This window comes from Mycobacterium sp. 1165196.3 (assembly GCF_001673415.1).
In the GTDB taxonomy this organism is placed as follows: Bacteria; Actinomycetota; Actinomycetes; order Mycobacteriales; family Mycobacteriaceae; genus Mycobacterium; species Mycobacterium europaeum_A.
This window is the reverse complement of record NZ_LZLU01000035.1, coordinates 1-6,878: the sequence shown is the minus strand read 5'-3', so window position 1 is coordinate 6,878 and position 6,878 is coordinate 1. Positions and strand designations below refer to the sequence as shown.

Annotated in this window: 9 protein-coding genes and 1 pseudogene; 4 read left to right on the top strand and 6 right to left on the bottom strand. The window is 66.5% G+C overall.

The window, feature by feature from the left end:
- Positions 1-469, bottom strand: a pseudogene (locus A5659_RS03825) (hypothetical protein); the annotation flags it as partial.
- 39 nt (positions 470-508) lie between these two features.
- Between A5659_RS03825 and A5659_RS28060 the strand changes: the two are divergent.
- Positions 509-760 carry a hypothetical protein gene (locus A5659_RS28060; protein WP_067179375.1) on the top strand — a complete coding sequence of 84 codons (252 nt, stop codon included), beginning with the start codon at positions 509-511 and terminating at the stop codon, positions 758-760.
- A 28-nt stretch (positions 761-788) separates the two neighbouring features.
- On the opposite strand, the gene A5659_RS03815 is transcribed toward A5659_RS28060, so the two are convergent.
- The 3 genes from A5659_RS03815 to A5659_RS03805 are packed head-to-tail and all read right to left on the bottom strand — an operon-like array spanning position 789 to position 3,686.
- A complete protein-coding gene (locus A5659_RS03815) occupies positions 789-1,349 on the bottom strand; it encodes a YceI family protein (RefSeq protein ID WP_067179373.1) in 561 nt (186 codons plus the stop codon).
- A gap of 12 nt (positions 1,350-1,361) precedes the next feature.
- The gene (locus tag A5659_RS03810) at positions 1,362-2,375 is read right to left on the bottom strand and encodes an alcohol dehydrogenase catalytic domain-containing protein (protein WP_067179370.1); all 1,014 of its coding nucleotides are present in this window, start codon (positions 2,373-2,375) and stop codon (positions 1,362-1,364) included.
- Positions 2,376-2,387: 12 nt separating this feature from the next.
- Positions 2,388-3,686, bottom strand: coding sequence for a cytochrome P450 (locus A5659_RS03805; protein WP_067179368.1), 1,299 nt, complete (start codon positions 3,684-3,686; stop codon positions 2,388-2,390).
- Between the two features lie 247 nt (positions 3,687-3,933).
- Here A5659_RS03805 and A5659_RS03800 point away from each other — a divergent pair, with 247 nt between their 5' ends.
- From A5659_RS03800 to A5659_RS03790, 3 genes are all read left to right on the top strand, one after another.
- Positions 3,934-4,332: a hypothetical protein gene (locus A5659_RS03800; protein ID WP_066868428.1), complete on the top strand. Its 399-nt coding sequence runs from the start codon at positions 3,934-3,936 to the stop codon at positions 4,330-4,332.
- Between the two features lie 5 nt (positions 4,333-4,337).
- A complete protein-coding gene (locus A5659_RS03795) occupies positions 4,338-4,625 on the top strand; it encodes a hypothetical protein (protein ID WP_067179366.1) in 288 nt (95 codons plus the stop codon).
- A gap of 90 nt (positions 4,626-4,715) precedes the next feature.
- The gene (locus tag A5659_RS03790) at positions 4,716-4,946 is read left to right on the top strand and encodes a hypothetical protein (protein WP_066868424.1); all 231 of its coding nucleotides are present in this window, start codon (positions 4,716-4,718) and stop codon (positions 4,944-4,946) included.
- A 26-nt stretch (positions 4,947-4,972) separates the two neighbouring features.
- Here A5659_RS03790 and A5659_RS03785 read toward each other — a convergent pair whose 3' ends face one another.
- Both A5659_RS03785 and A5659_RS03780 read right to left on the bottom strand, forming a co-directional pair.
- Entirely contained in the window at positions 4,973-6,103 is a 1,131-nt protein-coding gene (locus tag A5659_RS03785; protein WP_066868422.1) for a nitronate monooxygenase, read from the bottom strand.
- 112 nt (positions 6,104-6,215) lie between these two features.
- Positions 6,216-6,680, bottom strand: coding sequence for a hypothetical protein (locus A5659_RS03780; protein WP_066868420.1), 465 nt, complete (start codon positions 6,678-6,680; stop codon positions 6,216-6,218).
- Between the last annotated feature and the right edge of the window lie 198 nt (positions 6,681-6,878).

Sequence of the window (6,878 nt, the reverse complement as noted above, 5' to 3'; positions counted from 1 at the left end):
GCGCCGCGCCGCGCGCGATCGTCACCTGGGCCATCGATTGCACGAAAACCGGTACCGGCAAAGTCGTTTCGAGCTGCCAGGAGAGGCCGTCGATGTCGCTGTGGCCGCCCACCACGACGACGCCGCCGGGCTGCCATCCGTTGCGCTCGAACATGCCGGTCAGCCAGCGGGTCAGGCCGTCGAAGCCGCCCCGCACGTGCTTGGTGGCCGTCTGGGTCTCACCGTCGTGCGTGTCGACCATGACCACGGTCGTCGAGTCCCGGTCGAGGATGCAGACGGCGGTCTGCTCGTAGCCGATGACGGGCGCGATGGCCCGAGCCAACGTCTCGATGGCTTCGAGGAACCGGATCGGCACGACGTTGTCGAATCCCGCGTCGGTCAAGGCCTCCAAGACCAGCGCGGCCTGTGCGGATGCTTCGTCGTTCCAGGTCACTCCGATGACACGCAGCCGGCGATCGCTCGCGGCCGCCTCGGTGTCGACCCGCCCACCCCCCAGATCGCCGAGGCGGTGACGGCCGTCGCGCCGCTTCCGGCGGCCCCGCCGGCCAAGCCGCCGGCCCCACAAACGAAACTCCCTGCCGGCGAACCGGTTTCGGACGCCAGCGTTCCGGAGGAGCAGCCGGGCGCCGGTGGCGAACGACAGTCGGACGGCGGTAACCGACAGCCCTACCTGACCCGGGTGCTCGAGCACATACCCGGTGACACCGGCGATCCGGCGGTTGACTCGGCCCCGCGCGCAGCGACCGACCCGCAACCCTGAGCTCGCCCGGCGCCGGTGACCGCGGCCCTCAGTTGCCCTGGGCGCGAACGGCGGCGAACGACAACGACACGTCGTCGGCGACCTGGACCGACCCCATCAGCAGCGAGTACGGCTTGATGCCGTAGTCGGACTGCCGGATGGTGGATTCGACTGACATCCGCCATGATTCCCCGAGGTCTTCGGTCTGCACCTCGACGACATGGTCCCGCGACACTCCCCGAATGTGCAGAGCGCCCATCAGGCGGTAGTTATCGCCGGCGTTTTCGATGACATCCGCCGTATAGCAGATTTCGGGAAACCGGCTGGCGGACAACGACTTCAGGGCGTTGGACCGCACCAGCGCCTTCTCCGCCCCGGACAGCCCTTTGACACCGCCGTCACCACGCAGTACCTCGAACGAATCGGTCTCGACGGTGAGCTGTGCGCTGACGGGTCGGGAGTCGGACCAGCTCACGGTGGCACGCCAGCGCGTCATCGCGATGGTAAGGCGATGGCCCATCCGCGCCGCCCTGCCGCTAACGCCGGTGCGCAGCAACAACTCACCGTCAGCCGGGCCGATCGTCCACACCGCGCTTTGGTCGGAAGTCACGAATCGACTGTGTCACATGGTCAAAACGGTGCGGTAGTGCGCCCGGCCGCCTTCCAGGGCCGCGTAGCCCTCCGCGGCTTGCGACAGCGGCAGCTCCTCGATCCACGCTCTTACGCCGGACAAGACCGCGAAATGCATTGTGTCCTCGACGTCTTTCGCCGTACCGGAGGGATGGCCGACGATGCTGATGCCCGGCGTTATCAGCTGCACCGGGCTGATCGGCAGCGGTTCGGGCGTGACGCCGATGGTGACCAGTTGGCCCCGGGGCAGGATGCCGCCGACCGTGTCGGCCATGGCCTTGGAGTTTCCGGCGGTGGCCAGGACGACCGTCGCGCCGCCCAAGTCCTTGAGCGCTTCGGCGGGGTCGTTGGCCGTGGAGTCGATGTAGTGATGGGCGCCCAGCTTTCGGGCGTCGTCGGCTTTGCCGGTGCCGCGGTTGATCGCGATGGTCTCGAAACCCATGGCCCGGGCGAATTGCACCCCGAGGTGGCCCAGGCCGCCGACGCCGAGTACCGCCACCCGGTCGCCGGGCAGCGCATTGGTGTGCCGCAACGCGTTATAGGTGGTCACGCCGGCGCATCCCATCGGGGCGGCTTCGGCATCGGAGAGCTCGGCCGGTATGCGCGCCAGAGCGCTCACCGGTACGGTCACCGACTCGGCATATCCGCCGGGATATTGCCAATTCGGCACTTTGCCGTTTTCGCAGTGAATGAACTGTCCCTTGCGGCATTGGTCGCAGCGCTGGCAACATCCGCCGAACCAGCCGACCGCGACGCGATCGCCGACCGCGAAATCCTGGACCCCGTCGCCGATTTCGGCGATCTTGCCGGCGATCTCGTGCCCGGGAGTCAGCGGCCACGACATGCCGGGAAAGCCGCCGTTGACGAAGTGCGCGTCGGTTCCGCAGATGCCGCACGCGGCGACCGTCAGCCGTACCTCATCGCGACCCGGTGGCTTGGTTTCGGCGTCGACCAGCTCCAAAGCTGCACCGGCGGACGGGACATGGACGGCTCGATGAGTGGGCATGTGATTAGCTTGTCACCCCTGGGCCTGATGCGCGACAGGACATTTCTGGGAGCCGTTGGTGTGGTAGTCGACCTGCCAGTGTTTGATCCCATTGAGCCACCCCGACCGCAGCCGCTCGGGCTTGCCGACCGATTCCAGGTCGGGCATGGCATCGGCGATCGCGTTGAACATCAGGTCGATGGTCATCCGCGCCAGGTTGGCCCCGATACAGTAGTGCGCGCCGGTGCCACCGAACCCGACGTGCGGGTTGGGGTCGCGCAGGATGTTGAAGGTGAACGGGTCCTCGAATACGTCCTCGTCGAAATTGGCTGAGCGGTAGACCATTACGACGCGCTGGCCCTTCTTGATCTGCACGCCGGACAGCTCGTAGTCCTCTAGGGCGGTCCGCTGGAACGAGGTGACTGGGGTGGCCCATCGGACGATCTCGTCGGCCGTGGTGACGGGACGCTCCCGCTTGTACAGTTCCCATTGGTCGGGGAAGTCGGTGAAGGCCATCATGCCCTGTGTGATGGAGTTGCGGGTGGTCTCGTTGCCGGCCACGGCCAGCAGGATGACGAAGAAACCGAACTCGTCGTCGGAGAGCTTGTGCCCGTCGACGTCGGCCTCGATCAACTTGGTGACGATGTCCTCGCCGGGATTCTGCGCCCGGTCGGCGGCCATCTGCATGGCGTAGGTGATCAGCTCGACCGACGCACCCATCGCGTCATTGCGGGCGAATTCCGGATCCTGGTCGCCCACCATCTCATTCGACCAGTGGAACAGCTTCATGCGGTCTTCCTGCGGCACTCCCAGCAGTCCGGCGATGGCCTGCAGCGGAAGCTCGCAGGACACCTGCTCGACGAAGTCGCCAGAACCCGCGGCGGCCGCCTTCTCGACGATCTGACGGGCGCGCTGGTTCAGGTCGTCACGCAGCAGCTCGACGGCGCGCGGTGTGAAGCCGCGGGAGATGATCTTGCGCAGGTGGGTGTGCTGCGGGGCATCCATGTTGAGCAACACGAACTTGCCGGTATCGCGCTGTTCGCGCACCGTGCCCTCTTTGTAGCGGGGGAGGGCGGTGTTCTCCAGGCTGGAGAAGACGTCGCTGCGCCGCGAAATCTCTTTGACGTCCTTGTGCTTGGTCACCACCCAGAAGCCGCCGTCGTCGAATCCGCCCACCCCATTGGGCTGTTCGTTCCACCAGATCGGCGCCGTCCGGCGCAGTTCGGCCAGCTCTTCCACCGGGAGCCGCTCGGCGTGGATGTCCGGGTCGGTGAAGTCGAATCCGGGAGGGAGATTGGGGACCGGCTTGGCAGTTGGCTCGACGGTTGGCATGGCCCGCTCCTCGATGACGAAGTGGTCTAGTCGTCCTTGTGCAAGGAAACCACTGCCGCACCTTGGTTGGGAAGCATTGAGGAAAGATCGTCGGCGGCGAATTGGAACGTGTTCCTGACCGGCCGTTTCGCGCCGTGTCGCGGGTGCACGCCGACGATCGGGCCCACAAGCCGGAACGGTCTTGTGGCCGACGGTCCGCCGGATATGCTTTGGTGCAGGTCACCGGCGACGACAGGCGGGGTAGGACATGATTCGGGAACTGCTCAGCGCCGCTTCGATAGCGGGCATCACGATCGGCCTGGCCCCGTGCGCGGCCGCCGGTTACGACGGCGACGTGCCGGGCATGAACTATCAGGCCTCGCTGGGCGCGCCGTGCGACAACTACGAGCGTTTCATCTTCGGACGGGGGCCCAGCGGCCAGGCCGAGGCTTGCCACTTCCCGCCCCCCAATCAGTTCCCCGCGGCGACCACCGGCTATTGGGTGGCCTCTTATCCGCTGTACGGAGTCCAGCAGGCGGGCGCCAAGTGCCCAGGCCCGCAGAGCGCCGCACAGTCGGACCGCGGACTTCCGATGCTGTGCCTGGGAGCCCAAGGGTGGCAAGAGGGCTGGTTCACCGGGGCAGGGTTCTTCCCACCGTCCGAGTAACGACCATGCGCGATCGTCCGGCTCAGCCTTCGACCCCACGCTGGCTACGCTTCGTGCTGGCCTCCGACCGGGCCGGCTCGGCCTGGTACATCGGGACCGGATTCTTCTTCGCGCCGGCGCTGGCGGTGCTCTCGCCCTGGCCCACCGTCACCGCCGTGCTGTGGGGTGTCATCGCGCTGGCCGGGCTCTGGCTGGGACTGCTGGGCGTCGCGATGGCCGTCGGACTGGCCCGAATTTTGCGCTCGGGGGCCGAAATTTCCGAAGACTACTGGCGCAGCCTGGTGCACTACTAGGCCCCGATAGGCGTCACCGCCCGTAGCGAAATGCCACCCGAGCCCGTCTAGAGTCGTAGCAACCGTCCTGCAACACAAGGGAGACTCGAGATGGCCTTCAACGCCAGGGATGCAGTCGACGCCGTCAGGGACATCGCGACCAACGCCGTCGAAAAAGCCTCCGACATCGTCGAACACGCCAGCGACATCATCCGCGGCGACGTCGCCGGCGGCGCCAGCGGCATCGTCGCGAATTCGATCGACATCGGCACGTACGCGGTGGACCGGACGAAGGAAGTGTTCACCGGACGCGACGAAGCCGACGAAGCCGACGAGGTCTAGGCGCACCGGCCAGGCCAGCCTCCGCGTCAGACGGAGGCGGCCTCGTTCAGTTCGTCCAGCCGGTTGGTGGCTTCCAGGTACTCCTGCACCCAGCGCTCGATGACCGTTGAGGTCTTCTCCACCTTGGTGAACTGCCCGACCACCTGGCCGACGGGGTTGAATGCCACGTCGACGGATTCGTTCGGGTACCTGTTGGTGGCCCGCACGGCCATGCCGGAGACCATGTACTGCAACGGCATTCCGAGCGGCTTCGGGTTTTCCGGTGCCTCCCACGCCTCGGTCCAGTCGTTGCGCAGCATGCGGGCCGGCTTGCCGGTGAACGACCGGCTGCGGACGGTGTCGCGGCTGCCGGCCTTGACGTACGCCTGCTGCTGAACCGGGGTGTTCGAGGACTCCTCGACCATCAGCCACTGCGATCCGGTCCACGCGCCCTGCGCGCCGAGCGCCAGTGCGGCCGCGATCTGCTCACCGCTGCCGATGCCACCGGCGGCCAGCACCGGGACCGGGGCGACCTCCTTGACGACCTGCGGCCACAGCACGATCGAGCCCACCTCGCCGCAGTGCCCACCAGCCTCACCGCCCTGGGCGATGATGATGTCGACGCCGGCGTCGGCGTGCTTGCGAGCCTGCGAGGGGGAGCCGCACAGCGCCGCGACCTTGAGCCCGGCCTCGTGGATGTGCTTGATCATGTCGGCCGGCGGGGTGCCCAGCGCGTTGGCGATCATCTTCACCTTGGGGTGCTTGAGCGCCACCTCGACCTGGGGCGTGGCCGTCGCCTCGGTCCAGCCGAGGAGCTGCAGGCTGTCGCCGTCGCTGTCCTCGACCGGCACGCCGTGGTCGGCGAGGATCTTCTTGCCGAAGTCGAGGTGCTCCTGCGGCACCATCTTGCGCAGCGTCTCGGCAAGCTCCTCCGCGGACAGATGGGAGTCCATGCCCTCGTACTTGTTCGGGATGACGATGTCGACGCCGTAGGGGTGGTCGCCGATGTTCTCGTCAATCCAATTGAGTTCGATCTCCAGCTGCTCGGGGGTGAATCCGACCGCACCGAGCACGCCGAACCCCCCGGCCTTACTGACCGCCACCACGACGTCGCGGCAGTGGGTGAAGGCGAAAATCGGGAACTCGATGCCGAGTTCGTCGCAGATAGGGGTGTGCATTACAACTCCTGGGAGCTCGCCGAATTGGAACGTGTTCTAGTTTAGTACGTAGCTCACTGACGTGGCCAGCGGGTCCTGACCTGCGCCTTGCGACTACGACCCGTCACCGCGGTCAGATCGCGGTGCTGTTCGCCACCCACAGGACGAGAAACGCGAGCATGCAGGCGGCGCAGAGCAGATGGTCGCGGCACACCGAGCGCGCCAGGCGCGTTTGCTCGGGCGGACTGTCCTCGCGGTGCCCGAGCTGCACCGCATCGGGAACCGTGTGCGTCAACGCCAACATGGTCGGAATGCCGGCAAGCGCGGCCGACGTCACCAGCAGCCAACCGGGATCGTGGCCCCGCGCGGCCTGCAGCACCAGCGTTCCCACCAGGGTCAGCATGACGAGTGCGATCAATCGGCTCATCGGCCGAGACGCGGTGGTCGCGCGGTGGTAATACGCCGCGATGGAAGCGAGCACGGCCTCGGGCAGTTCGGTCGTGGCCTTCCGATACCGAAGTACCTGGACGTCGAAGATCAAATCCATCCACAAGACGGCGAGCAGGAACCCGCTGCAGGCCGTGAGCAACGAGGCCATGGCACTCACCCACCTCTATCCAATCGCGCACCGCGCCGCAGCGCGGTTGCCGCTTGGACTCATTGTTCTCGGCGACGCAATAGGCGCGATGGTCCACGCTTTGACGCGTTGATCCGGCAAACCCAAATCACTTGTGCCTCTTTTGTTTCAGTGGTTTCAGGGGAGCGCTTTTTGTCGGTGGCCCGTTCTAGCATTCGA

Excerpts from the sequence above, each read along its gene's own strand:
- A5659_RS03795 (WP_067179366.1), top strand. The coding sequence starts at position 4,338 with ATGCGCGATCGTCCGGCTCAGCCTTCGACCCCACGCTGGCTACGCTTC.
- A5659_RS03800 (WP_066868428.1), top strand. The coding sequence starts at position 3,934 with ATGATTCGGGAACTGCTCAGCGCCGCTTCGATAGCGGGCATCACGATC.
- A5659_RS03805 (WP_067179368.1), bottom strand. The coding sequence starts at position 3,686 with ATGCCAACCGTCGAGCCAACTGCCAAGCCGGTCCCCAATCTCCCTCCC.
- A5659_RS03790 (WP_066868424.1), top strand. The coding sequence starts at position 4,716 with ATGGCCTTCAACGCCAGGGATGCAGTCGACGCCGTCAGGGACATCGCG.
- A5659_RS03785 (WP_066868422.1), bottom strand. The coding sequence starts at position 6,103 with ATGCACACCCCTATCTGCGACGAACTCGGCATCGAGTTCCCGATTTTC.
- A5659_RS03780 (WP_066868420.1), bottom strand. The coding sequence starts at position 6,680 with ATGGCCTCGTTGCTCACGGCCTGCAGCGGGTTCCTGCTCGCCGTCTTG.
- A5659_RS03810 (WP_067179370.1), bottom strand. The coding sequence starts at position 2,375 with ATGCCCACTCATCGAGCCGTCCATGTCCCGTCCGCCGGTGCAGCTTTG.